Source organism: Parvimonas micra (genome assembly GCF_021300775.1).
Lineage (GTDB): Bacteria > Bacillota > Clostridia > Tissierellales > Peptoniphilaceae > Parvimonas.
Map to the genome: position 1 here is coordinate 319,197 of NZ_JAJTJP010000001.1, position 24,520 is coordinate 343,716.

A 24,520-nucleotide genomic window follows, 5' to 3' on the forward strand; every position below is an offset into this window, starting at 1 on the left:
TAGTTTTAACTTAGGAGGATTAATATTATGAAAAAGTCAAAAATGGTGGTAACATTAGCATTATTAACATCAGTGGGTTTAGTTGGATGTCAAAAGAATGATACAGCTAAATTAAATGAATTACAAAAGTCAATTGAAGAGAAAGATAAAAAAATCTCTGAATTAACTGAAAAATTAAAAGAAGCCGGTGTTGAAGATGGAAAAGCTGAAGATGCTGAAAAACCAGGAGAATCAGGTTTTGAAGAAATTAAAATTGGAGAAGAAAAAATAGTAGGTCCTTTCCAAGTTGCAGCAGTATATTTCCAAGGAGTTGATATGGTTCCTGAAGGAAGACAACCAAGTGCAGCTGAATCAGATATGCACTTAGAAGCAGACATCCATTTAACTAAAGAAGCAGGTAAAAAATTTGGTTTTGGTAATGGAAAAGATATCTGGCCTGCATATTTAACTGTAAATTATAAAGTATTATCAACTGATGGAAAAGAAGTAACTTCTGGTTCAATGATGCCAATGAATGCTGATGATGGTGCTCATTACGGAACAAATATTAAAAAGAATGTTTTAAAGGTTGGTAAATATAAATTAGTTATAGAAATTCAACCATCTGCTGACTATTTATTACACACTGATGAAGAAACTGGTGTACCTGCAGTAAAAGATGGCGGAAAAGATGCAGCATCAAAATATTATGAAAAACAAACAGTAGAATTTGATTGGGATTATACTGGTCAACAATTACAAAATAAATAGTAAACAATTATTATTTTATATTTTAAAAATAGGCAACCCTCTCTTATGAAATTAAGAGAGGTTTTGCCATATTTTAGGAGTGAGGTTTTATTTTGGGAAAATTTTATGTTGATGTAATTTTTACTATATGTACTTTTTCTTTTTTCTTTGCATTGGCTTTGTCTTATTTAAAGAAAAATATTTCAATAGTTAATAAAATTATATCTTTATCTATTTTAATTATTGGGATTTTTTTAGGCTTTTATATACATTTCCTTAGAATTAAGAATAAAAAAGAAATGATACATATAGTTACAAAACTTAATAGATATGTTTTAGCATTATGTTTATTTATTCTTATTCTAATAACCGTATCATTATTAGTAAGTATAACTTTGAAAACTGGTACAAGACTAAAAAAAATAGTTAGTTCAATTGTATTAACTTTAATGTTTGTAGAGATTGCATGCATGTTGTATTTAATAATACCAAGACTTTTAACTCTATCAATGGAATTTATTGCCTTTGGAGAAGATTCAGTTAGTACATTGACTTTATTTAGAGTAAGTGGTTATATTTTAGGAATACTAACAGGAGTATTACTTATATTAGCTGTTTATAAATTTTTAATTAGATGTAGTAAAAGACAATATACTCTAATGTTTGGCGCTATATTTTTAAATGCTTTTTTAGAGTATGGGTTGAAGGGGATTACTGCAACAGTAAGACTAAAAGAATATTTAAAAAAAGATTTTAATATGTCACCTATACTAACAGAAAAAAGTAAAGTTTTTGGAATTAAAGTGTTTGATTTAATGATTTTTGAGGATAAGAGTGAATCGTATTTTATTGGAATTGCTTTTTTAATAATTTTAATAGGAGCTATATTTTTTGCTTATAATAACTTAAAGGTAAAAGGAAATTTCGAAAATAGTGCAAGTTTAAGAAAAGAAAAGTGGAGACTAATTGTTAATAGGAGATGGGCATATTTTTCGATATTTTTATCTTTTATTATGATTTTTTCTGCAACATACTTAAATTATCTTATTACAAAACCTGTAGAATTAACTGCTGCACAGCCATACCAAGAAGAAGGAAATAATATTGTTATTCCATTATCTGAAGTGGATGATGGTCATTTACACAGATTTTCTTATAAAGTAGATGGACATGATATTAGATTTATTATTGTTAAAAAGCCTAATAGTACTTCTTATGGAATTGGACTTGATGCTTGTCAAATTTGTGGTATTGCGGGATATTATGAAAGAAAAAATGATATAGTATGTAAAAGATGTGACGTAGTTATGAATAAAGCTACAATAGGATTTAAAGGCGGATGTAATCCAATACCTTTTGAATATAAAATAGAAAATTCAAAGATAATTATAGATAAAAAAGTTTTAGAAAAAGAAAAAGAAAGATTTCCAATAGGTGAATAGTATGTTTTTGAGAATGGTATTTGGAACTTTAGTCAGACAACGAAAAAAAATGTTTATGATTGCATTTACAGTAGCTCTAGGAGTTTCATTAGCTACTGGAATGTTAAATGTAATGCTTGGAGTTGGAGATAAAGTTAATAAAGAACTTAAAACTTATGGGGCTAATATAAATGTAGTTTCTAAAGATGCATCTCTTATTTCTGATTTATATGAATTAGAAAATTCGGAAACAATATCTAATGATAAATATTTAAAAGAAGAAGATTTACCAAAAATAAAGCAAATATTTTGGGGATTTTCAATTGTTGATTTTACTCCATACTTAGAAAAAACTATAAAAGTAAATAATCAAAAAACAAAATTTATTGGTACTTGGTTTGAAAAACATATGGATTTATCAACTGGTGAACACATTGATACTGGAATGAAAAATTTAAAAAACTGGTGGAAAATTAATGGTGAATGGTTGACGGAAGATGATAATGACAGCGTTATGGTTGGAAGTTTATTTGCTGGAAAAAATGAAATTAAAGTCGGAGATAAAATTGAAGTTAACTCAGGTTTAAAATCTAAAATACTTAAAGTTAAAGGTATTTTTGAATCTGGAGGAAATGAAGATTTAAATATATTTTCAACATTAAAAACTGCTCAAGATTTATATGGAGTAGAAGGAAAAATATCAAATATTGAAGTTTCAGCATTGACAACACCTGATAATGAATTGGCAAAAAAAGCTACTAGAGATCCGAATAGTTTAACTCCTACTGAATATGAAACTTGGTATTGTACTGCTTATGTTAGTTCAATTTGCTATCAAATTCAAGAGGTTGTTGAAGATAGTGTAGCTAAGCCAATTAGACAAGTTGCAGAGTCTGAAGGAAAAATCTTAGATAAGACAAAATTACTAATGATTTTGATTACTGCTTTAGGTTCAATTGGATCTGCACTTGGTATTTCTAATCTAGTTACAGCTACTGTTATGGAAAAAAGTCAAGAAATTGGTCTTATTAAAGCTATTGGAGGCTCAAATTTAAGAATTATGCTTCTTATATTAACAGAGATTATAATCACAGGAATAATTGGTGGTATTGCTGGATATTTTATTGGGCTTGGATTTACACAAATAATTGGGATAACAGTATTTGGATCATATATTGAACCTGCGATTATGGTAATTCCTATAGATGTTGCTTTGGTAATAGGAGTTTCACTAATTGGAAGTATTCCAGCTATTCATTATTTATTTAAATTAAAGCCGACAGAAGTTCTTCATGGAAGGTAGGATTAAAATGACTAAAAGAAAAATGTATTTAAAAATGATTTTAAGCTCTTTCATTAGAAGAAAATCTAGAATGATTGTAGCTTTATTAGCAGTTATAATTGGATCTACTATTATGTCAGGCTTAATAACTATATATTTTGATATTCCAAGACAGTTAGGAAAGGAATTTAGATCTTATGGAGCCAACTTTATCTGTTTACCAAATGAGGGAAAAATAAGTGAGGACGATTACAATAAATTTAAAGAATTAATAAAAACTAAGAATATTGTTGGAATTGCTCCTTATAGATATGAGACAACAAAAATTAATCAAAAACCATATATTCTAGCTGGTACTGATATGGATGGAGCAAAAAAGAATAGTCCATTTTGGTATGTTGAAGGAGAATGGTCAACTAATAGCGATACAAACGAAGTAATGGTTGGTAAAGAAATAGCAAATACTTTAGGTTTATCTATTGGAGATAAATTTAAAGTAAGTGGTGTTAAACATGGGAAGAGCGCTATTGCATCTGATGTAAATGATTCTGCAGAAAAAAGTAAGAATAAAGATACTGGTGATGATTATTATGATGTTACTTTAACTGTAAAAGGAATTATAACTACAGGTGGAAAAGAGGAATCTTTTATTTTCTTAAATTTAGAAACGCTTAATAATATAGTTGAAGATTCAACTAAGATTGATACTATTGAGTGTAGTATTGAAGCTAATCATAATGAATTAGATGAATTTGCTAAAGAATTGAGTGGTAAATTACCAAATGTTATAGGTTCAGCTGTGAAGAGAGTAACTCAATCACAAGATACAGTATTAAATAAATTAACAGCTCTTATATTACTTGTAAATATTGTAATTTTAGTTTTAACAACAATATCTGTTTCAACAACTATGATGGCCATAATTGCAGAAAGAAGAAAAGAAATTGGTCTTAAAAAGGCAATTGGTGCTCATAATAAGGAAATTATTATGGATTTTATTGGAGAAAGCGTGTTACTTGGATTAATAGGTGGTTTAATAGGTGTAGGTTTTGGATTTGTATTTGCTCAAAGAGTAAGTCTTAGTGTTTTTGGAAGAACAATAACTTTTCAATATTTATTAATTCCAGTAATAGTTATTATTTCTGTATTTGTAACAACAGCAGGTTGTATATTACCTGTAAAAAAGGCAGTTGAAATAGATCCTGCATTGGTATTAAAAGGAGAATAAGATATGGATAATGATGTAATATTAGAACTTAGAGATGTTTCTAAAATTTATGAGTCAGTTAATGCTCTTAGTAATATAAATTTAAAAGTAAAAAAAGGTGATTGGATTGCTATCATGGGTTCATCGGGTTCTGGAAAGACTACAATGATGAATATAATAGGATGTATGGATAGACCATCTAACGGACAGGTTTTAATAAATGGTGTGGATATTTCAAAAGAGAATCAAAAGAATCTTACTAATATAAGACGTGAAAAAATTGGACTTATTTTTCAACAATTCCATTTAATTAGTTATCTAACTGCTCTCGAAAATGTTATGGTTGCTCAGTATTATCATAGTATGATCGATGAAAAAGAAGCTTTAGAAGCACTTAGAAAAGTTGGTCTTGCTGATAGAGCAAAACATTTACCAAGTCAACTATCTGGTGGAGAGCAACAAAGAGTTTGTATAGCAAGAGCCTTGATAAATAATCCTGAAATAATTTTAGCGGATGAGCCAACAGGAAATTTAGATGAAGCAAACGAGGTTATGGTTATTGAAATTTTTAAACAACTTCACAAAGAAGGTGCAACTATAATTGTTGTTACTCACGATCCTGAAGTTGGAGATGAAGCCATGAGAAAAATAACTTTAGATTATGGAAAAATTGTAGATGATAAATTATTGACAATATAAATTGTTGATGTTATAATATGTTTGGTGATATATATGAAAAATATAAAAAATAAGATTTCTATTATTCTAATTTTATCTCTTATATTTGTTACAGGATGTAGTTCAAAAAAAGAGTTAAAAGATGGAGTTTATGAAGGAAATTATAAGGATGAAAGTGCAACTGTTAAAGTTGTAATTACTATAAAAGATAAAAAGATTGTAGATTGTGTAAGAGAAGAACGAGATAATAAAAATAATAAGATTAAAGATGAAAATTACGGAAAAGATGATGCTGATTTTAATTACAAACAAGCACAGAAAGCAGTAAAAAATAGTGAAGGATATGCGAAAAAGCTTGTTGAAGTACAAGACATTGACAAAGTAGATTCTGTAAGTGGAGCTACTGTTTCTTATAAAAGATTTAAAAGTGCTGTAAAAGATGCTTTAAATAAATAAATTTTTAGGAGGATTTTTTCGTGAAAATATTGAAGAGCAAAACAGTAAATATTTTAGTTTTATTTTTAGGTCTAGTTTTAGCTTTAACACCATTTGTTATTGCACCTGTTTGTCCGCCTATGGCAAATGGGATGAGAATGAGTTGTTACTATAGCGGATTGTTAGCCACAGGTGCTGGAATTGGAATAATTATAACATCAATAATTTCAATTTTTGTTAAAAATAAAGTAATTAATGTTATTTTATATATTGTTAATGTAGTTGCTGGATTAAGTGTGCATTTAATCCCTAATAGAATTATAAAAATTTCTATTGGAATGGGTATAGATGGAAATCCAAGATTTATGGGATATTGTATGAAAGATAGTATGGAGTGTATAAAGCATAATACATTTACAATTGTTTCTATACTTGGAATAGCAATATCTATTGTTTCTTCAATATATATTGTTTATGTTTTAATAAAAAAAGACAAATAAGTTATAAAGAAAAGAGTATAAAATGAGTAATAAAAAAATTGATATTAAGTTTTTGGCTAAAGAAAATATTAGGAAAAAACCACTTAGAAGTATTTCTTTAATCAGTATAATTGCTATTTTTGTAATATTTTTATTTTGTGGAACAATATTATCTACTAGTATTTCTGGGGGAGTTAATAATTTATCAAATAGACTTGGTGCTGATATTATAGTAGTTCCGGAAGGGTACAAAGCTAATATTGAAAGTGTACTTTTAAAAGGTGAACCTAGTGAATTTTACTTACCAGACAATTCTTTAGAAAAAATAAAAACTATTGAAGGAATTGAGTCAGCGACTCCACAACTTTATGTAGCAACTCTTTCAGCTTCTTGTTGTTCTTATCCGGTACAAATTATTGGCATAGAGTACAGTTCTGATTTTATAATAAAACCTTGGTTACAAAAGACTCTAAATAGAGAGTTAAAAGATGATGAGGTTATTGTTGGAAGTAATATTGTTGGAGAAGCTAATTCAAAAGTGAAATTTTTTGACGAAGAACTTAATATAGTTGGAAAACTAGAACAAACTGGAATGGGATTTGACGCTACAGTATTTGTTAACATGAAAACTGCAAAAAAACTAGCAAAAGCTAGTGAAAGAATACAAAAAAATCCTGCATCAGAAGGAGAAAAAATTTCAACAATTCTTTTGAAATTGAAGCCTAATTACAGTGCAGCAGATGTTTCTAATAAAATTATGAAGGCCTATGCAAAAGATGGAATATTTGCAATGTATAGTAAGAAGTTTGTAAATGAGGTATCTTCTAACTTAAAGGTAATATCAAGTTATATTTATATTTCCATTTTAGTTATTTGGATTATGTCAACGATTCTTTTAGCAGTTGTATTTTCAACAATTTTAAATGAAAGAAAGAAAGAACTTAGTATTTTAAGAATATTAGGTGCATCAAAGAAAAAATTATCCAAGATAATTATGTATGAATCTTTATATATAGGATTATATGGGTCATTACTTGGAATAATCATTGGTATTATAGCAATTTTTTCTATAATGCCTATAATTCAAAAAAACTTAAATTTACCATTTTTAACTCCTTCTTTTACAAACATATTTATGATATCAATTTTTAGTATGTTTGTGGGAACTGTAGTTGGTTGTTTATCTTCTTTAAGTGCAACAAGAAAAATAAGCAAAGCAGATGCGTATTTAACGATGAGGGAGAATGACTAATATGCTAAAAATAGAAAAATTAATAAAAACTTATGTAAGAGCAAATGAATTTAATGCGGTTGATGATGTAAATTTAACTGTAAAAAAAGGTGAATTTGTAGCTATAATTGGAAAATCTGGAAGTGGGAAATCAACACTTTTAAATATAATATCTGGAGTATTAAGTCCTACAAATGGGACTGTTATTTTAGATAATAAAGAAATTAGTTCTTTATCGGATGATGATAAATCTTTCATAAGAAATGATTCAATAGGATTTATTCCTCAATCTACTGTTGTTATATCTACTTTAAATGTATTAGATAATATTTGCTTGCCATTCTTTTTAAGTAAAAGGGAAGGAGATTCAATCGGTAGAGGGAGATATCTTTTAAAAGAATTAGGAATTGAACATTTAGAAAATTCTTATCCTAGAGAATTATCAGGAGGAGAGTTAAGAAGAGTTACTATAGCCAGAGCTTTAATGAATTATCCAAAGATTATTTTAGCAGATGAACCTACTTCGGATTTAGATGTAAGTACTACAAAGGAAGTTTTAGAAATTCTAAAAGAAATAAATAAAAAGTTAGAAACTTCTATTATACTTGTCACTCATGACCTTGCATGTTTAGATTATGCTGATACGATTTATACTATGGTTTCTGGGAAAATTACAGAAGGCAATAATATATAGCTATAAAAACTGATTAAATATTTTTAATCAGTTTTTAATTTGAATAAAAATAATATTATGAAAACATTATTTACAAAAAAATATTACTTTAAAAAATATTATAAATATATGGACTTTTTTTTCTATATTTGATATAATTTGTCTAAAGTAAGAAAAATAAAGGAGGCAGTTATGTTAAAGGAAAAGGTTGTAGTCAATTCAGAAATTGGGCTAAACGCTAGAGTAGCTTCTATGTTTTTAAGAAATTCAGTAAAATTTAATTCAGATATTATACTAATTAAAAATAATAACAGATATAATGGTAAGAGTATACTAAGTATCTTATCAATGCAAGCTGCAAATGGTGAGGAAATCGAAATTGAAATAACTGGTGATGATGAAAAAGATGCAATGGAAAGTTTAACTTCATTTTTTGATAAAGACTTAAAAGAATTTTACACTATATAGAAAAATCTCTGAGAAGAGATTTTTTATTTTTAAAAAAGTTGTAAATAATAATAGATTTCAAAATTAATCAAAGTAAATAATATTGTTAAATTATATAGTATAATTGAGTGTGAAATAAAGAATTTCTTTTAAAAATCCATCAAAAATATTAATACTTAAAAGCTAAAATGCTTGAAAAATCTTCTTTTTTTTGCTATACTTTATTTAGAATATAGTTTATATTTTCACTATATTTTACATAGAATAACCGAGTATTAGTTATATACTAATAAAGAGTACATATTTAAAATTACATGCATTACAATTTAATAATAAATGTTTTAAAACATATACTATTTATTTTTTTAATATATAACTGTATCTGGTATTTCTAAAACTATTTAAAAGGAGGCAAATTATGGCTTTTGTTTTTAATGTTGAAGAAAATCAAGATAAAATAAATGAGCTATGTGAATTTATTGATAAGAAAAAAGATATTCCTGGAGCATTAATGCCAGTATTACAGGAAGCACAAAGTATTTTTGGATATCTTCCAGAAGAAATTATGGATTTGATAGCTAAAAGAATGAAAATATTTCCTGCTAAAGTTTTTGGAGTTGCTACTTTTTATTCACAATTTTCATTTATTCCTAAGGGCAAGTATCAAGTTGCTGTTTGTATGGGAACTGCTTGTTATGTAAAAGGAGCTCAAGAAATATTAAATGAGTTTTGTGACAGAATAGGTGTTGAAGTTGGAGGAACTAGTGAAGATTTAAAATTTTCAGTTGCTCAAACACGTTGTATAGGTGAATGTAACTTAGCTCCAGTAGTTACTATTAATGAAGACGTTTACGCACATATTAAAAAAGCAGATATCAGAAGAATAATGAGAAAATATAAATAGGGGTGATTTTATGATAAAAACTGAAGTTGATTTTAAGATACTAGATTCTATAAAAGAAGAAAACTATCCTCTATTAATTGAAAGGTTAAAACAAGAACCAGATAAGTACATAATTGACGATAAAGGTATTCGTCTAAAAGGGGAATTTTTTGAAAAACAAACGAGAATCGCATTAAAGAATTTTGGTGTTGTTAATGAACATAGTGTTGAAGAATACGTTGCTCTAGGTGGTTATTATGCTTTAGCAAAAGTAATTAGTAGTTATTCACCTGAAGAAGTAGTTAATGAAATGAAAAATTCAGGACTTAGAGGACGTGGTGGCGCTGGTTTCCCAACTGGTAAAAAATGGGAAGGTGCCATGCAACAACCAGAAGGACAAAAATATGTAGTATGTAATGCAGATGAAGGAGATCCAGGCGCATTTATGGATAGATCTATATTAGAAGGAGATCCACATTCTGTATTAGAAGGAATGGCTATTTGTGGGTATGCAATTGGTGCTGACAGAGGATTTATATACGTTAGAGCTGAATATCCTAAGGCTGTTATAAATTTAAAAGAAGCTATTAAAAAGGCAGAAGAAAAAAATCTTCTTGGCTATAATATAATGGGAACAGATTTTAGTTTTCATGTTGAATTAAGACTAGGTGCAGGAGCATTCGTATGTGGTGAAGGTACAGCACTTATAGAATCTATTGAAGGTAAACGTGGTATGCCTAGAACAAAGGTTTATAGAACAACTGTTAAAGGTCTATTCCAAAAACCAACAGTACTAAACAACGTTGAAACTTTTGCCAATGTTCCTCAAATAATGGAAAAAGGTTCAGAATGGTATAAATCAATAGGAACAGAAGATAGTTCGGGAACAAAAGTATTTGCTCTTGTAGGAAAAGTTGCTAACGCTGGATTAGTTGAAGTTCCGATGGGAACAACTATTAATGAAATTGTTTATAATATCGGTGGTGGTACTGGTAATGACAAAAAAGTTAAAGCAGTACAAACTGGTGGACCATCCGGAGGATGTATTCCAACTGACTATTTTGATACTCCAGTAGATTTTGGTTCTCTTGCTAAGATTGGATCAATCATGGGATCAGGTGGAATGGTTGTTATGGATGAAACTGACTGTATGGTTGATATAGCTAGATTCTTCTTAGATTTTACAGTTGAAGAATCTTGTGGTAAATGTGTTCCTTGTAGAGAAGGTACAAAGAGAATGTTAGAATTATTAGAAAAAATCACTTCTGGTAAAGGTGAAGATGGTGACATTGAAAGACTTGAAGACCTTTCAGAAACTATTACTGTTGCATCTCTTTGTGGTTTAGGACAAACTGCTGCAAATCCTGTAGTAAGTACACTTCATTATTTTAGAAATGAGTATGAAGCACATGTATATGATAAAAAATGTCCTGCAGGTGTTTGTCAATCACTTCTTGAATTCTTTATTACAGACAAATGTATTGGATGTACTAAATGTGCTAAAGCGTGTCCAGTAGATTGTATTACAGGAGTTCAAAAAGAATTACATGTTATTGAACCATCTAAATGTATCAAATGTGCATCTTGTGAAGAGGCATGTCCAGTTGATGCTATAATTAGAAGATAGGTTCAGGAGGTATATTATGGCTAATATGATTAATTTAACTATAAATGGTAAAAATGTTAGTGTTGAAAAAGGAACTACTATCATTGAAGCTGCTAAACAAGTTGGAATAGATATTCCTAACTTATGTTATGAAAAGAGTCTTACTGCTTTTGCTGGTTGTAGAATGTGTGTTGTAGAAATTGAAGGAAGTAAAAAATTAGAAACAGCTTGTTCTACTCTTGTTAAAGAAGGTATGGTTGTTACTACTGAAACTGAAAAGTTAACAAAAATTAGAAGAAATATCTTAGATTTGCTATTTTCTAATCACCCAAGTGACTGTTTAACTTGTGAAATGGTAGGAAACTGTAAATTACAAGAATATTGCTACAGATATGGAATGAAAAAGGGAACTTGGATTGGGGAAGTTCAAAATCATGAAATTGATGCTAATAACCCAGTAATGATAAGAGACCAAAATAAATGTATATTATGTGGTAAATGTGTAAGAGTATGTCAAGATGTTCAAGTTACTGGTGCAATTGACTTTGTAGATAGAGGTTTTCAATCAAAAATAGGAACTCATAAGAATTTAGATTTAAATACAGAAAACTGTAGATTCTGTGGGCAATGTATTAGTGTTTGTCCAACAGGTGCGTTACTAAATAAACAATTAATGGGAACAAGACCATGGGAAATTAAAAAAGTTAGAACAACTTGCCCATTCTGTGGTACTGGTTGTAACTTTGATTTAAATGTAAATGTTAAGACTGGAAAAGTTATAGGTGTTACTCCAAATGAAGATTCTCCTATAAATGGAACAGAACTATGTGTTAAGGGACGTTTCCATACAGACTTAATTAATAGTCCAGATAGATTAACAGATCCATTAATTAAGAGAAATGGAGTTTTTGAAAAAGCTACTTGGGAAGAAGCTTTAGATTTAGTTGCTTCTAAATTAAATGAAACTAAAGAAAAATTTGGACCAGATTCAATTGCCGGTTTAAGTTCTGCTAGAACATGTAATGAAGATAACTTTGCATTCCAAAAAATGATGCGTGTTGCTATTGGTACAAATAATGTTGACCACTGTGCTAGAACCTGACATGCTCCTACAGTTGCAGGTCTTGCAACAACATTAGGTTCAGGAGCGATGACAAACTCTGTAAACGAAGTTTTTAAAACAGATTTAATGTTTGTAATTGGTTCAAATACAACTGAAGCGCATCCAATAATTGGTAATAAAATGCAACAAGCGCATAGAAAAGGTAAAAAATTAATTGTAGTAGATCCTAGAAAAACCGAATTAGCTAGGGAGGCTGATTTACACATTTCATTAAAATCTGGAACAGATGCTGCTTTAATCAATGGTATAATGCATATTATAATTGAAGAAGAACTGTATGCAAAAGAATATGTTGAATCTAAAGTTGAAAGATTTGAAGAAGTTAAAGAACTTGTTTCAAAGTATAATCCAGAGCTTGTAAGTAAAATTACTACTGTTCCAGTAGATCAAATTTATGAAGCTGCTAGAATGTATGCAAATGCTGAAAGAGCTGGAATATTCTATACATTAGGTATTACTGAACATACAACTGGTACATCAAATGTAATGAATTTATCTAATTTAGCTTTGTTATGTGGAAATATTGGAATTGAAGGAGCTGGTATAAACCCACTTCGTGGACAAAATAATGTTCAAGGTGCTTGTGATATGGCTGCTTTACCAAATTATTTCCCTGGATACCATAAAGTATTAGAAGAAGAAAATGTTAAAAAATTTGAAGAACATTGGAATTGTACGTTAAATAGGAAGATGGGTTTAAGAATTCCGGAAATGTTGGACGGTGCTGCCGAAGGTTCTGTTAAAGCAATGTATATTATGGGAGAAGATCCTGTATTATCAGATCCTGATGCAAATCATGTTAAACACGCTTTAAATAATTTAGATTTTTTAGTAGTTCAAGATATTAACTTAACTGAAACAGCTAAACTTGCAGATGTTATTTTACCTGCTACATGTTATGCTGAAAAAGATGGTACATTTACTGCTTCTGAAAGAAGAGTTCAAAGAGTAAGAAAAGCTGTTGAAGCTCCTGGACAAGCTAGATTAGATTGGTCTATATTGGCAGATGTTTCTACTAGACTTGGAGGTAAAGGATTTGATTGGAAATGTGCAGAAGATATTTTCAATGAAATTAGAAAATGTATTCCTACTTATAGTGGAATTACTTACGAAAAAATCGAAAGGTTAAATGGAGTTCAATGGCCTTGTACTTCTGAAGAACATGAAGGTACTAAATATCTTCATAAGGGAAGATTTACAAGAGGAGAAAGAGCTCTTATGATACCTGTAGAATATGAAGGACCAAAAGAACTTGAAAATGAAGAATATCCTATTATTTTATCAACTGGTAGAACATTATATCATTATAATGTTATGACAAGATATTCTGATGCTCTTGATGGAATTCTTCCACATGAATTAATAGAAATTTGTGCAGAAGATGCAGCTAAATATGGTTTAGAAGATGGAGACTTCATGAGAGTTACTTCTAGAAGAGGTAGTGTAGTTGGTAGAGCTAAGATTACTGAAAAAGTAAAACCAGGATTAATTTACATGACATTCCACTTCTCTGAAACACCGGTAAATCAACTTACAAGTGCTCACTATGATCCAATAACTAAGACAGCAGAATATAAAGTTACTGCAGTTAATATTAAAAAGGTAAATAAACTTGATAAAGAATTAGAAAGTGAAAAGTTTGTTGACTTAAATGAATTAGTGGAAGAAATAGTATAGTTCTAGTTAAATGATATTTTTAAATTTTAGATTGGGAAGTTAAAACTTCCCAATCTTTTTATGTAATTTTAGTTTTATTATTGAAACTTATCTAATTTTAATATATACTAATAGTAATCGGTTTTAAATTTTAAAGGAGGCAATAATGACAAAAATTTTATTAGTTGAAGATGAAGAAAATATTAGACTATTTACAAAAATAAATTTAGAAAGAGATGGTTTTGAAGTTCTAGAGGCAGAAAGTGGAGAAATTGGTGTAGAGCTTGCTCTTAAATATAATCCTCAAATTGTAATTTTAGATGTTATGTTACCTGGAATAGATGGTTTTGAAGTTTGCAGAATTTTAAGAGAAAAACTTCCAAAAATTGGGATAATAATGTTAACTGCTAAAACTCAAGATGTCGATAGAATAAATGGACTTGAAAGTGGAACGGACGATTATTTAAGTAAACCTTTTAATCCGGTAGAACTTATTTTAAGAATAAAATCTTTAATTAGACGTCTTGATTCAATTCAAAATAGTAGTGATTTAATAAGTATTTATCCGTTTAAATTAGACTTATATTCTAAAAACTTTTATAAAGATGGTAAAGAAATAGAATTAACTCCTACAGAACTTACTATTATTACTATTTTTATGTCAAATCCAGGAAGGGCATTTTCAAGAAATGAGTTACTGAATATGACATGGGGAGAAGAATTTGAAGGTGATATTAAAATAGTAGATGTTAATATAAGAAGACTAAGAGCTAAAATAGAAGATAATTCAAGTAAACCAAAATATATTGAAACAGTTTGGGGGACTGGATATAGATGGAATTCAAATTAGTATATGAGAAAATATCAAAAAGAATCAATATGCTTAAGGATTTTTTATTAAAAAAATCTTTAAAGACTAGAATAATGACTCAGTTTTTCTTAGTTATTGTATTAATTGTAGTTTTTTTTGAGATTTTTTTAATATTTACTATAAAAAACTATTATTATTCCGGTGTTACTGGGATAATACAAAGTCAAGCAAAATATAGCGCTAAACTTTATGAGGTACATTTAGCAAATTCTAGTTTATCTGAAATTGTACTAGATGATATTGAAGAATTTTATAGTGAAGTTAATGCTCAGGTTCAAATTCTTAATAACTCGGGAAAAGTATTAGTAGATACAGTTAATGGGAATGAAATTGGAAACGTATTATCAACAAATGATGTAACATCAGCTAAAAATGGAAGTTATGGATCTAATATATATAAGAATCCTATTACAAATAATAATGAATTAGCTGTTTCAATTCCACTAAATAATGGTAATGAACAAGTTGGTATAGCAAGATTTATTATTTCCATGGAAAATGTTGATAGTATTATTGCTCAAAGATATCTAGTATTTTTCTTGTTTGGATTTTTTGTAATTGTTATAGGAGTAAGTATTAGTATCTTTATGAGTACCAAGATAGTTAATCCTATTGAAAAACTTACTAATGTTGCTTTAAAATTAGCAGATGGACAATTAAATGAAAAAGCTGATGAAGTTGGTGATTATGAAATTTCTAAATTAGGAAGTACAATGAACTTGATGAGTGAAAATTTGGTGAAGAAAGAACAACTAAAAAAAGATTTTATCTCAAGTGTTTCTCATGAGTTGAGAACTCCATTAACAGTTATAAAAGGATGGGCATTTACTTTGCAGCCAGAAGCCAAAGGAAATAAACTTTTAGAAGATGGATTGAGTATTATAGAAAAAGAAAGTGATCGTTTAGGTAATATGGTTACAGAACTTTTAGATTTTTCTGAACTAAGTAGTGGAAGACTTATAATGAATAAAGAGCTATTTGATTTAAATGAACTTGGTATATTCATCAATAAACAATTAATGCCAAAATCTAGTTCAAAGAAGATTGATATGTTATTAAATTATGATGAATCTAGAAGAGTTATGGTTATGGCAGATAGAGATAGAATAAAACAAGTATTTATTAATATTTTAGACAATGCACTAAAGTTTACTGATGAAGGTGGAGTTGTATTAACAGATATTAAAATAGAAGATGATAAAGCTGTAGTAGAAGTAATAGATAATGGTTGTGGAATTTCAGAAGAAGAAATTTCTTTAGTAACAGGTAAATTTTATAAAGGATCAAATAGTAATTCACATACAGGGTTAGGTTTATCTATTTGTGAAGAAATAGTAAAAGCTCATAATGGTAATTTAATAATAAGAAGTGTTCTGGAAAAAGGTACAGTTGTTAGAATAGAATTACCATTAGAAAAGGGAGAAATTCAAAATGAAGTATAAAAAATTAATATTTAGTAGTATAGGTATAAGTTTATTCTGCTTGGTAATTTTACTATTCTTTGTTCTTAGAGGTAATTTTTTTAAGTATACAGATATTAATTCTATGATTTCCGAACCTAAAACAAATTCTTTGATAGTATCAGGAACTTGGGAATTAAGCTCTATTACATCTTTAAGCGATGGAAGTGAAGTTAAAAGTTCAGAAGAAAAATTATATATAACAGAAAATTTTGTATATTTTGAAAAAATGGGAACAACAAATCCAAAATTTAAGTTTAGACAAGTTAACTTCAAAAACTATTTACTATATAATGGAGTTGTAACTGATAAGATAAATATTGATACAGATGATGTGATAGTTGTATCTATTAGAGACGAGAGAAATTTTTATAAAGAGTTTATTGTTTTGGATAAAAATAAAATAGCAACTATATATAATAAAAAATATTATATTTTTGAAAAAAAATCTGATAATGTTGATAAAAGTATAATTGAAGAACTTAGTTTAGATGAAAGTTCAATTAATCCTAAAAAAGATATTTCATTTTTAATAGGTGTTAAAAGTATCGGAACTAAGGATGTTGATTATGAAACTTTTTTAATAAGAAAAAATGGCGATGAAAAACCTACTGTAGATAAAGTTGAAGGTCTTTTTGTAAATAATAAAAATAAGTTTTTTCTTGTTAATGCTAATGAAGATGAAGTTTTTGTTACTAATGATTATATAAATAATACTAATAAAATTAGTTTAGGAGTAAAAAATGCAACTATAAATTTTTTAAGTAAAAATTATATTAGTCTTGAATCCTATAATGCTGAGACAAACAAAAAAAACTATTCAATTTATAAAATAGGAGAACTTTCTGATGAAAGTCAAATGTCTATTAAGGATATAGCAGGAGATAAGGGAGAAAAAGCTTATTTTAATGACATAAGAAAACTTGGGTATTCAAGTGATAATATAAATTTATATGATATGAAAAATTTTGGAGTTAAAAGAAGTAATTTTAGTTGGGTATTTAAAGGGATTTTAAGTAATTATTCTCATGATAATTTTGTTTCAAGTGAGATAGATTTGGATTTGATACCAAATGTTGATATATTTTCTAATAAGTCTAGTAAAATTTCAAAACTTAGAGTTAAAGAAAAAGTTCCAGATGTTCTTGATTATTTCGTTTCTCCAGACGAAAGTGTAATTGTAATTTTGACAGCAGATGATATTTCTATGTATGAGATAAAAAATCAAGAAATTGCTACATTACCAATTTTTACAACAAGTTTAAAGAATAGAAGAGAAGTTGTAACATTTCAATGGACAAATGCCATAAGTAGTGAACTAACTTATACAGAATTTATGAAAATAAAACAAAGTAATTAGGAAAAATAATAAATAATTTATAAAAAAACTCTATGCATAGCATAGAGTTTTTTTTATAACGAATTTATATCTAATTCTTTCTTTAATTCATTTATTTCATCCATCATAAAGTCTTTAAATATTTTATTAATGTTTGAAAATTGTAAATTTTTGTTATAAACAAAATAGAATTTTCTATTTAAGTAAAGATTCTTTATATTAAGTATTTTTACACTATCTTTATAAGGTGATATATTTAACATTCTTTGTGAAATAAAACCACTACCAACGCCTTTTGAAATTAATTCCAAAATCGTATTTGTATCATGAATAGTCGCAACACTATTAGAAATAACATTTAAAGAGTTATTTCTCTTTAGTTCATCTTCAACAATTTGCCTAGTTCCTGAACCTATTTCTCTAAGTATTATTTTATCGTTACTTAAGTCTTCAATGTTAATAACTGAATAATTTTTCAAATCAGGATAAGCATCTTTATTTACTACATAAACAATATGATCATCCATTATTTGTGTATATATTAATTTTGGATTAGAGATTTTTAATCCAACAATACCAAAATCAGTTTCACCAACTAAAATACTATCAATTACAGTTCTAGAATCATCATTACTTATATTAAAAGAAATATCAGGAAATAAATTAGAAAATTTTTCAATTAAATTTGGTAATATAATTTTTCTAGGAACAGATGATACACAAATATTTAAAGTACCTTTTAAATTTTGAGAATATATGTCTAAATCTCTAATAATTTCATCATAAGAAGCTAAAATATTAAGAGCATGTTTATAAACAATACTACCAGCTTGTGTAAGTGTTACACTTCTTCTTGTTCTTACAAATAGGGAAGTATTTAGTTCAGATTCAAGTGCTTGAATATGATTTGTTACAGAAGGTTGAGTTATATATAACACATCCGCTGTTTTTGTAAAAGATTTAGTTTTTACAATAGTAATAAAAGTTTCTAATTGCTTAAAGTCCATAAAATCCTCCGTATTATAAAGATAAATTAAAAATATAATAAATTACAAGTAAATTTTTTATTTATACAATAATTTTAATTTAAAATGTAAATTTCATATAATTTTTTATATTATAACATTTTTTTAACAAAAAGTAAATATTAATAAAATATTATAAATTAATTTAAGAAAATTATATTATTTATTGAATTTGTATTTTTATAATACAAATGAAAATATTTAGAAAACGTGTTGACTAATAATATAAAATATGTTAATATATCTGTGTTAGGGGGTATGAAAAATGTTTTCAAACGAAAATATAAAAAAGGTTGATCCAGCTATTGCTGAAGTTTTAGAAAAAGAGTTACAAAGACAAAATAGTCATATTGAATTAATTGCTTCTGAAAACTGGGTAAGTGATGCAGTTTTAGAAGCAACAGGAAGTATATTAACTAATAAGTATGCTGAAGGATATCCTGGAAAAAGGTATTATGGTGGTTGTGAAGTTGTTGATGAAGCTGAAAGATTAGCAATTGAAAGAGCCAAAGAACTTTACGGTTGTGAATATGCAAATGTTCAACCTCATTCAGGGTCTCAAGCTAATTTTGCTGTATTTTTTGCTGTATTAGAACCTGGTGATACTTATATGGGTATGAATTTAAACCATGGTGGACATTTAACACATGGAAATCCAATTAACTTTTCAGGAAATATTTATAATCCAGTACCTTATGAAGTTGATGAAAATGGTTATATCGATTATGACGAAGTTCTTAGAATTGCTAAGGAATGTAAACCAAAAATGATAATTGCAGGTGCTTCAGCATATGCAAGAAAAATAGATTTTAAAAGATTTAGAGAAATATGTGATGAAGTAGGAGCAGTATTAATGGTAGATATGGCACATATTGCTGGATTAGTTGCTGCAGGATTACATGAATCACCAATACCATATGCAGATGTTGTAACATCAACTACACACAAGACTTTAAGAGGTCCTAGAGGTGGATTAATTTTATCAAATAATGCTGCAAATGAAAGATTTAATTTTAATAGAGCAATATTTCCAGGATCACAAGGTGGACCATTATTACACGTAATAGCTGCAAAAGCTATTGCTTTTAAACAAGCTTTAGAACCAGAATTTAAAGAGTATCAAAAACAAGTATTAAATAATGCACAAGCCTTAGCAAAGGGTTTAATGGATAGAGGAATTAAACTTGTTTCTAATGGTACAGATAACCATTTAATGTTAGTTGATTTAAGAGATTGTGATATTAGCGGAAAAGATCTTGAAAAAGCATTAGATTCTGTTCATATTACTTGTAATAAAAATACAATTCCAAATGATCCAAGATCACCATTTGTTACAAGTGGTATAAGATTAGGAACACCTGCTATTACTACTAGAGGATTTAAGGAAGAAGAAATGGATTTAGTAGCTGAAGCAATTGCAGAGGTTATTAAAAATGGTGAAGAAGGAAAAGCAAAAGCATTAAAAATTGTTGATGAATTAACTAAGAAAATTCCTTTAAGATAAAATATTTAGAAATAAAAAACGTCATTATATGACGTTTTTTTTATGGTATTAGTGAAAGTATCTTATCTATAATTATCTGCTTAATATTTATTTTATCTTTTTCAGACTCCAGTATTTCTTTAGCAAGAATAACTTCATCTGTTATTATACCATTTGCACCACTAGAAAATGCCTTTGAAATTTCATCATTAGTATTTGTAGTCCAAATGTATATTTTTTTTCCTTTTTTTTGTATTTTTCTTATAATTTCATTATTTACAATTTCTTTTTCAATACAAAAGAAATCTACAAAGTCTATATTATAAAATTTACCATAACTAAAAGCAATAATTAAACCAGTTGATATATCAGTGTTATTATTTTTTATTTCTCTCAAGGCTTTTGGATCTAATGACGAAACAACAACATCATGTGGTCTATCGGCTACTAATTTAGCAACTTCTTTTGCTATTTTTTTTTCGTTATTCTTATATGGCTTTAGTTCAATGTTTAGTTTAATTTTTCCTGAGGTTTTTTCTATAACTGTTTTAAGATCTATAAAATCATATTCTTTTAAAGATTTTTTGTCTTTAATTTTATAGTTTTTAAGTTCGTCAAAATTTAAATTTTCTATAATAATTTTTTCACCAGTTAATCTTTTTAAATTATGGTCGTGTGATAAAACTACAACATTATCTTTAGTAAGTACAACATCAATTTCCACAAACTCAGCTTCATTTTCGATTGCTTCATTTACTGCTTCTAATGTATTTTCAAAAGAATTTTTTGTGCTTCCTCTATGAGCCATAATATCTGGTTTAATGCTTCTAATAGTATGATAAAACTTAATTTCTTCATTAGAATTTTTGTATTTACTAAATACACCTGCAAATATTAATAGAACTAATAATAATGATAACTTCAATCTAATTTTATTTGTGGGATATACAATATCAGATATTTCTGTATTCTTTAAATTCATAAAATAAAATTTAGATAAATCATAAAAAGTAATAAAATTGGATAGTACATTTGTTATTACTTTTAAAATTGTCGCAGTGCTTAGATAAGCAATAAATGCAAAGTCACTTAAAGTTTTATCTTTTGCTTGATAGTAAAATATTAGTACAATAAAAGTTAAAAAAATAATGTTAATTACTTGTATAAATATATATTTTATACCAATAAAAAATAATACTTTTATACTTTTAAAAATATTTCCTCTGATTCTTTGAAAACTAATTTTAACACTATCTATAAAATCTTTATTTTCTAAGAAGAAAATATGATAAATAAATAAAAGAAAAATAGAAACAATTAAAGCTATAATTATTAATATGCTAAATATCATAACACCTGTTTTCGTGTTAAAAATATTTTCAGTAACAAAATGAGGGATTTTAAGTCCTTTATGTATTGATGTTGGTACTGGTATATTAATTGATACTAATATCAGAATTAGATAATTTTGAAATCTTTTAATCTTACCCTTTATTTGTTTATATGAATTATTAAATATTTCTAAAATTGAAATATCCTTATCTAGTCTTATTTGATTTGATGTAAAAATAAAACTACTTACTTCAAATAATTTTATTATTGAAAATGAAAAAATTATTAATAAAATTGAAGAAATTTTTGTTGGAGATTTAAAAAAAATTCCTGGACTTTCGATATAAATAAATCCAAATTTTGTAAGTCTTAAAACTAATGAAAATACCTCTTTTGAAAAAGGTAATAGAATTACTATAAAAGCTAGCTGGAATAGTATATCAAAAATTAATAAGTTTTGAAAACTTTTCTTTTTTATTAGTTTAAACATTATAACTCCTTTATAAAAAATATAATAATAATAATAATAACACAAATAATGAAATTTTAAAAGAATAATTTCAAGAAGATATGATTTTACAATAAATAATTAAAATAAAAGGCTAAAAATTATACTTTATATTTTGATAAATTTTTGATAAAAATATTTTATATTTATATTGACAAAATATAAATTTCTTGCTATTATTTACATGTAAGTTAAATATAATAACTTGAATGAAATAAAATCAAAAGAGAAAGAGTATCTAGGGTTCCGAATATAATTGCTGGTCCGAGCGATACGAATACTTTATAAGTATTACACCTAAGGGAGAAAAGCCCAGGAGGTAGGTTTCGCTTGAAGCCTACTTGCTGGGCTTATTTATTTCTTATGTTAAATTAGGAGGTATTTTATGGAAAAAATCTATACTGGAAAGACAAAAGACATCTATAAGGGCGATGACGGAAACTACATTTTAAAGTTTAAAGATGACGTAACTGGTGAAAATGGAGTTTTTGATCCTGGTGCAAATACTGTAGGATTATCTATTGAAGGTGTTGGTCATGAAGGATTAAAAATAACTAAATTTTTCTTTGAAAAATTAAAAGAAAAAGGAATTAGAACTCACTATGTTGACTGTGACTTAAGTGAAAATACAATGACTGTTAAACCATGTGAAGTATTTGGAAAAGGAATTGAAGTTATTTGTAGATTTAAAGCTGTAGGAAGCTTCATAAGAAGATATGGATTATACGCTAATACAAATGATGATTTAGATACTTATGTAGAAATAACATTAAAAGATGATGAAAGATGTGATCCTTTAATTACTAAGGATGCACTTGTTATGTTAAATATATTAACAGAAAAAGAATATGAAGATTTAGTATCACTTACTAAAGAAATTTGTACAATTATTAGAGATGTTTTAAAAGAAAAAGGACTTACATTATATGATATCAAGCTTGAATTTGGTAAAACAGATGGGGAAGTTGTATTGATTGATGAAATATCAGGTGGCAATATGAGAGTTTATAATGGAGATAAAATTGTTGCACCAACTGATTTATATTCTTTTTTGCTTAAATAATTAAAGTCGGAAGAATATCCGGCTTTTTAATATTAAAAATTTTATGGAGGTTTTTTATGAAAGTAGCTGTAATTATGGGTAGTATTTCTGATAAGGATATTGCTAAGAAAACTTGTGATGTTTTAAATAAATTTGGGATTGAATATGATGCAAAAGTTATATCTGCACACAGATCTTTAGACTTTGCAATAGATTTTGTAAATAAAATGGAAGAAAATAATATTGAACTTATTATTGCATTTGCAGGAAAGGCTGCTCATTTAGCGGGAGTTCTAGCTGGAATTTCAACAACTCCAGTAATTGGTGTTCCTGTTAAAGCTTCTACTCTTGATGGTTTAGATGCATTATTATCAACAGTTCAAATGCCAAAAGGGGTTCCAGTTGCAACAGTTGCTATAGATGGAGCTGAGAATGCTGGTATTTTAGCAGCACAAATTCTTTCATTAAAATATGATGAACTAAAATCTAAACTAAAAGAATATAAGATAGAGATGAAAGAGCAAGTAAAAAAAATGGACAATGATCTAGATATTTAAATGGAGGATATATAAATGGCATTAACATATGAATCAGCAGGCGTAAATAAACACGAAGGGTATAATGAAGTAAATTTAATAAAAAAGTTTATTAAAAATACTTATACTAAGGGAGTTCTATCTGACTTAGGTGGATTTTCTGGTCTTTTTGAATTAGGAAATGATTTTAAAAATCCGGTATTAGTTTCTGGAACTGACGGAGTTGGAACAAAGGTTAAACTAGCTCAAATGATGGATATTCATAATACTGTTGGAATAGATTGTGTAGCAATGTGTGTTAATGATATTCTTTGTCAGGGTGCTAAACCTTTATTTTTCTTAGACTATATAGCTACTGGAAAACTAGTTGCAGAAAAGATGGCTAGTATTGTTGAAGGGGTAGCAGAAGGATGTATTCAAGCAGGAAGTGCTCTTATTGGTGGAGAGACAGCTGAAATGCCAGGAATATATAAAGAAGAAGATTATGATATTGCGGGCTTTTGTGTAGGAGTGGTTGAAAAAGAAAAAATAATAGACGGTAAGAAAAATGTGAAAAAAGGAAATATAATTTTAGCATTACCATCTTCAGGAGTTCATAGTAATGGATTTTCATTAGTAAGAAAGATAATATTTGATCATAAAAATTTCTCATTAAATGATGTAACTGAAACAGGAAAAACTCTTGGTGAAGAACTACTAATACCAACAAAAATTTATGCAAAACAAGTTGTTAATTTGTTAGAAAAATTTAATGTAAATGGACTTTGTCATATTACAGGTGGAGGACTTTATGAAAATGTTCCTAGAGTATTAGGTGAAGATGTTGATGCTAAAATTTTTGAAAAAAATATTCCTCAAAAAGAAATTTTTACACTACTTCAAAAATGGGGAGAAATTTCAAAAGAAGAAATGTATGGAACTTTTAATATGGGAATAGGAATGCTAATTTTTGTTGAAAAAGAAGACGTTGATGGAATTAAGAGTTTATTTGCTGATATGAATGAAGAAATATACGAAGTTGGAGAAGTTGTCGAAGGAAATTCTAAAGTGATTTTATATTAAACAATTTGGAGG

General features: G+C 27.5%; 22 protein-coding genes. 20 read left to right on the plus strand and 2 right to left on the minus strand.

Annotated elements, in window-relative coordinates:
• The first annotated feature begins 27 nt into the window (after positions 1-27).
• The 16 genes from LW893_RS01655 (at position 28) to LW893_RS01730 (ending at position 17,541) form a co-directional block, all read left to right on the plus strand.
• Positions 28-750: an iron transporter gene (locus LW893_RS01655; protein WP_233055488.1), complete on the plus strand. Its 723-nt coding sequence runs from the start codon at positions 28-30 to the stop codon at positions 748-750.
• 92 nt (positions 751-842) lie between these two features.
• The gene (locus LW893_RS01660; RefSeq protein WP_233055489.1) at positions 843-2,171 is read left to right on the plus strand and encodes a Fe-S-containing protein; all 1,329 of its coding nucleotides are present in this window, start codon (positions 843-845) and stop codon (positions 2,169-2,171) included.
• 1 nt (position 2,172) lies between these two features.
• Positions 2,173-3,453 carry an ABC transporter permease gene (locus tag LW893_RS01665; protein ID WP_233055490.1) on the plus strand — a complete coding sequence of 427 codons (1,281 nt, stop codon included), beginning with the start codon at positions 2,173-2,175 and terminating at the stop codon, positions 3,451-3,453.
• A gap of 7 nt (positions 3,454-3,460) precedes the next feature.
• The gene (locus LW893_RS01670) at positions 3,461-4,660 is read left to right on the plus strand and encodes an ABC transporter permease (RefSeq protein ID WP_233055491.1); all 1,200 of its coding nucleotides are present in this window, start codon (positions 3,461-3,463) and stop codon (positions 4,658-4,660) included.
• Between the two features lie 3 nt (positions 4,661-4,663).
• Entirely contained in the window at positions 4,664-5,338 is a 675-nt protein-coding gene (locus LW893_RS01675) for an ABC transporter ATP-binding protein (RefSeq protein WP_233055492.1), read from the plus strand.
• Positions 5,339-5,371: 33 nt separating this feature from the next.
• Positions 5,372-5,773: an FMN-binding protein gene (locus LW893_RS01680; RefSeq protein ID WP_233055493.1), complete on the plus strand. Its 402-nt coding sequence runs from the start codon at positions 5,372-5,374 to the stop codon at positions 5,771-5,773.
• 20 nt (positions 5,774-5,793) lie between these two features.
• On the plus strand, positions 5,794-6,252 hold the full coding sequence (locus LW893_RS01685; RefSeq protein WP_233055494.1) for a DUF4418 family protein: 459 nt from the start codon (positions 5,794-5,796) through the stop codon (positions 6,250-6,252).
• A 22-nt stretch (positions 6,253-6,274) separates the two neighbouring features.
• Positions 6,275-7,483 (plus strand): ABC transporter permease, encoded by a 1,209-nt coding sequence (locus tag LW893_RS01690; RefSeq protein ID WP_233055495.1) that lies wholly within the window; start codon positions 6,275-6,277, stop codon positions 7,481-7,483.
• A complete protein-coding gene (locus tag LW893_RS01695; RefSeq protein WP_233055496.1) occupies positions 7,476-8,156 on the plus strand; it encodes an ABC transporter ATP-binding protein in 681 nt (226 codons plus the stop codon). The genes LW893_RS01690 and LW893_RS01695 overlap by 8 nt, the downstream gene beginning before the upstream one ends.
• A gap of 171 nt (positions 8,157-8,327) precedes the next feature.
• On the plus strand, positions 8,328-8,603 hold the full coding sequence (locus tag LW893_RS01700; RefSeq protein ID WP_233055497.1) for an HPr family phosphocarrier protein: 276 nt from the start codon (positions 8,328-8,330) through the stop codon (positions 8,601-8,603).
• Between the two features lie 397 nt (positions 8,604-9,000).
• Positions 9,001-9,486 (plus strand): NAD(P)H-dependent oxidoreductase subunit E, encoded by a 486-nt coding sequence (locus LW893_RS01705; protein ID WP_233055498.1) that lies wholly within the window; start codon positions 9,001-9,003, stop codon positions 9,484-9,486.
• A 10-nt stretch (positions 9,487-9,496) separates the two neighbouring features.
• Positions 9,497-11,092: an NADH-ubiquinone oxidoreductase-F iron-sulfur binding region domain-containing protein gene (locus tag LW893_RS01710; protein WP_233055499.1), complete on the plus strand. Its 1,596-nt coding sequence runs from the start codon at positions 9,497-9,499 to the stop codon at positions 11,090-11,092.
• A 25-nt stretch (positions 11,093-11,117) separates the two neighbouring features.
• Positions 11,118-13,871 (plus strand): formate dehydrogenase subunit alpha, encoded by a 2,754-nt coding sequence (gene fdhF / locus LW893_RS01715; RefSeq protein ID WP_233055798.1) that lies wholly within the window; start codon positions 11,118-11,120, stop codon positions 13,869-13,871.
• A 145-nt stretch (positions 13,872-14,016) separates the two neighbouring features.
• Positions 14,017-14,700: a response regulator transcription factor gene (locus LW893_RS01720; RefSeq protein ID WP_233055500.1), complete on the plus strand. Its 684-nt coding sequence runs from the start codon at positions 14,017-14,019 to the stop codon at positions 14,698-14,700.
• Positions 14,685-16,163, plus strand: a complete 1,479-nt coding sequence (locus LW893_RS01725; RefSeq protein WP_233055501.1) for a sensor histidine kinase — start codon at positions 14,685-14,687, stop codon at positions 16,161-16,163. The genes LW893_RS01720 and LW893_RS01725 overlap by 16 nt, the downstream gene beginning before the upstream one ends.
• Positions 16,153-17,541, plus strand: coding sequence for a hypothetical protein (locus LW893_RS01730; protein WP_233055502.1), 1,389 nt, complete (start codon positions 16,153-16,155; stop codon positions 17,539-17,541). Before LW893_RS01725 ends, LW893_RS01730 begins: the two co-directional genes overlap by 11 nt.
• Positions 17,542-17,594: 53 nt before the next feature.
• Here the strand turns inward: LW893_RS01730 and LW893_RS01735 are convergent, their stop codons facing one another.
• Complete coding sequence (locus LW893_RS01735) at positions 17,595-18,527, minus strand: selenium metabolism-associated LysR family transcriptional regulator (RefSeq protein WP_233055503.1); 933 nt, start codon at positions 18,525-18,527, stop codon at positions 17,595-17,597.
• Positions 18,528-18,810: 283 nt separating this feature from the next.
• Here LW893_RS01735 and glyA point away from each other — a divergent pair, with 283 nt between their 5' ends.
• Positions 18,811-20,049 carry a serine hydroxymethyltransferase gene (glyA, locus tag LW893_RS01740; RefSeq protein WP_233055504.1) on the plus strand — a complete coding sequence of 413 codons (1,239 nt, stop codon included), beginning with the start codon at positions 18,811-18,813 and terminating at the stop codon, positions 20,047-20,049.
• Positions 20,050-20,089: 40 nt separating this feature from the next.
• Here glyA and LW893_RS01745 read toward each other — a convergent pair whose 3' ends face one another.
• Entirely contained in the window at positions 20,090-21,850 is a 1,761-nt protein-coding gene (locus LW893_RS01745) for a glycerophosphodiester phosphodiesterase family protein (protein ID WP_233055505.1), read from the minus strand.
• Positions 21,851-22,253: 403 nt separating this feature from the next.
• On the opposite strand from LW893_RS01745, the gene LW893_RS01750 reads away from it, so the two are divergent.
• The 3 genes from LW893_RS01750 to purM are packed head-to-tail and all read left to right on the plus strand — an operon-like array spanning position 22,254 to position 24,508.
• The gene (locus LW893_RS01750; protein ID WP_233055506.1) at positions 22,254-22,931 is read left to right on the plus strand and encodes a phosphoribosylaminoimidazolesuccinocarboxamide synthase; all 678 of its coding nucleotides are present in this window, start codon (positions 22,254-22,256) and stop codon (positions 22,929-22,931) included.
• Between the two features lie 56 nt (positions 22,932-22,987).
• Positions 22,988-23,467 (plus strand): 5-(carboxyamino)imidazole ribonucleotide mutase, encoded by a 480-nt coding sequence (gene purE / locus LW893_RS01755; RefSeq protein ID WP_233055507.1) that lies wholly within the window; start codon positions 22,988-22,990, stop codon positions 23,465-23,467.
• Positions 23,468-23,482: 15 nt separating this feature from the next.
• The gene (gene purM, locus LW893_RS01760) at positions 23,483-24,508 is read left to right on the plus strand and encodes a phosphoribosylformylglycinamidine cyclo-ligase (RefSeq protein WP_233055508.1); all 1,026 of its coding nucleotides are present in this window, start codon (positions 23,483-23,485) and stop codon (positions 24,506-24,508) included.
• Positions 24,509-24,520: the final 12 nt, after the last annotated feature.